The organism is Providencia sp. (assembly GCF_052096715.1).
In the GTDB taxonomy this organism is placed as follows: domain Bacteria; phylum Pseudomonadota; class Gammaproteobacteria; order Enterobacterales; family Enterobacteriaceae; genus Providencia.
The window spans coordinates 1-2508 of sequence record NZ_JBQDNB010000058.1; the positions used below are offsets into that span (position 1 = coordinate 1).

The 2508-nt window shown below is 38.8% G+C and carries 3 protein-coding genes; all 3 read left to right on the plus strand.

Features of this window, described 5'->3' with window-relative positions; translation table 11 throughout:
• Nucleotides 1–147: 147 nt before the first annotated feature.
• Complete coding sequence (locus tag ACTH6U_RS21300) at nucleotides 148–648, plus strand: TRAP transporter small permease (RefSeq protein ID WP_089139599.1); 501 nt, start codon at nucleotides 148–150, stop codon at nucleotides 646–648.
• Nucleotides 649–712: 64 nt separating this feature from the next.
• Nucleotides 713–2017 (plus strand): TRAP transporter large permease, encoded by a 1305-nt coding sequence (locus tag ACTH6U_RS21305; RefSeq protein WP_226981141.1) that lies wholly within the window; start codon nucleotides 713–715, stop codon nucleotides 2015–2017.
• Nucleotides 2018–2056: 39 nt separating this feature from the next.
• Nucleotides 2057–2508, plus strand: a 452-nt coding sequence (dctP, locus tag ACTH6U_RS21310; RefSeq protein WP_441833094.1) for a TRAP transporter substrate-binding protein DctP, incomplete at its 3' end; no start/stop codon positions are given.

Below are 2508 nucleotides of genomic sequence, written 5' to 3' on the forward strand. Positions count from 1 at the left end.
GCATGATCCTGTTCAACGATAAAATCAAGCATCTTCAATGATCACGGGTATAGTCACATTAAGATACTCAATAAGGTGTTTTATTTAAGCAAGGAAACGATTGCTTATTAAGAAAAATAATAATTATTGCTGTGGAAGAGTGTGCTAATGAACCTAGAAGTATTTAATAAATTATTAAACCGAATATTAGAATATGCCCTCATATTTTTTATGGCAATGATGGTTTTTTCGGTTGTATGGCAGGTATTTACGCGTTTTATTTTAAACGACCCTTCAGTTTTTACCGATGAACTTTCCCGTTATTTGCTTATTTGGATTGGTATCTTAGGTGGAGCTTATACCTTCTCAATTAAACGTCACTTAGCCTTAGAGTTGTTGGTCACTCGACTCAAGGCTAGAAATCAGCATGTTCTTAATATTGTTATTAGTTGTTTTGTCTTGTTGTTTTCTTCTGTTGCTTTGGTGTACGGCGGCTGGAACTTCATGATGACGACGCTGCATCACAATCAAGTCTCTCCTGGGTTATCTATCGGTGGGCATCAACTTTTAATTGGTTATGTCTACACGGTGGTACCGTTTTCGGGTGTCATTATCTGCTACTACGCATGTATTGATATTCTCAAATCAATATATCAAATAGTTCGCTGAGGGAAATATCATGACACTGGTTGATTTAATATTTACTCAAGACTACATCAATTCAATGCCTGATATGGTCTACGATTTACTGCCAATTGTGGTTCTATTTGGATCGTTAGCAATATTTTTATTAATAGGTATTCCGATTGCATTTGCGATTGGTGGTGCGGCATTACTGACAATATTCATTGATTTCCCAATTGATAAAGCGTCGATTTTAGTTTCACAACAATTAACTAACGGGTTAAATAGCTTCGGTTTATTAGCTTTGCCATTTTTTATTGTGGCTGGTAATTTAATGAATCGCGGTGGTTTAGCGAATAGGCTGATTAATTTTGCTATGTTGCTCGGCGGTAAGCTCCCAGGTTCACTGTCTCATGTGAATGTTATTGCCAATATGATGTTTGGCTCTTTATCGGGCTCTGCTGCCGCGGCTGCCGCGGCTGTTGGTGGGATAATGAAACCACTGCAGGAGAAGCATAAGTACCCGAAAGATTTCTCGACCGCAGTGAATGTTGCCTCTTGTCCAACGGGGTTGTTAATTCCGCCTTCTAATATCCTGATCTTATATGCTTTAGTCAGTAGTACTTCAGTGCAGTACCTCTTTATTGCTGGTTATATTCCGGGTCTTTTAATGGGCTTGGGAATTATGATTGGTATTCTGCTATTGGGCAAAAAATATAAAATCCCACAAGAGAAAATCGTTCAAAAAGAAAAAACAATTAAAGTGATTTGGGATGCTATTCCAAGCTTATTTTTAGTGTTAATTATTATGGGAGGTATTTTAGGTGGGGCGTTTACTGCAACGGAAGCCTCAGCCATTGCTGTGGTCTATAGCTTAATTCTAGGCTTTGCTTATCGTGAGTTAAAGTTTAAAGATTTAGCGCCTATCTTACTTGATAGTGTGATTACGACTTCTATCGTATTACTAATGATCGCAACGTCTTCGGCAATGTCATGGTCAATGGCCAATGCTGATATTCCGGGGGCGATTGCAGACTTCGTTCTTAATTATTCAACCAACCCGCTGGTTATTATGCTGCTAATGAATTTGATTTTGTTAGTGGTGGGGACATTCATGGATATGTCTCCAGCGGTTCTGATTTTTACACCGATATTTTTACCTATTGCAGTTGAGCTTGGGGTCGACCCGATTCAATTTGGCATCATCATGGTGTTTAACCTTTGTATCGGTATTTGTACTCCACCAGTTGGTACGGCTTTATTTGTAGGCTGTAGTGTCTCAGGTAATAAGCTCGGCGATGTAGTGCCTAAGTTAATACCTTTATTCTTAATTATGGTTTTAACTTTGGGGCTGATCATTATGGTGCCATCACTAACGATGTGGCTACCTCATTTGGCGGGATATGTATCTTAATAAGTTCAATAACGTAGAAACAAATAAGGGAATAATAATATGAAACTGAATAAGTTAATGCTTGCGGGAATCTTAGCTGGAGCAACATTTACCTCTAGTGTTTATGCTCAAACATTGAAATTAGCCCATGCGCTACCCACTGAACACCCTGTGCATCAATCGTTAAGTTGGTTTGCTGACCATGTTAAAGATGAAACGAAAATCAGAGTAAAAGTGTACGCCAATGGAACGTTGGGTAATGAAACCAGCTTATTGCAAATGGTGCAAAACGGCACCGTTGCCTTTACTAAAGTGAGTGCTGCTCCACTAGAGTCATTTTCGAAAGATTATAAAATCTTATCTCTTCCTTATTTATACAGTAGTGAGCAGCAGTATCGCGATGTACTTAATGGGCCTATTGGTGACAAAATTTTAGCCTCTTCTCGTGAAGATGGTTTTGTTGGCTTGGCATTCTTGGATGCGGGTGCACGTAGTTTCTATACCGATAAAGC

What these genes read in the sequence shown, in the direction of transcription:
- ACTH6U_RS21300 (WP_089139599.1), top strand. Translation starts at nt 148, where the DNA reads ATGAACCTAGAAGTATTTAATAAATTATTAAACCGAATATTAGAATAT.
- ACTH6U_RS21305 (WP_226981141.1), top strand. Translation starts at nt 713, where the DNA reads ATGGTCTACGATTTACTGCCAATTGTGGTTCTATTTGGATCGTTAGCA.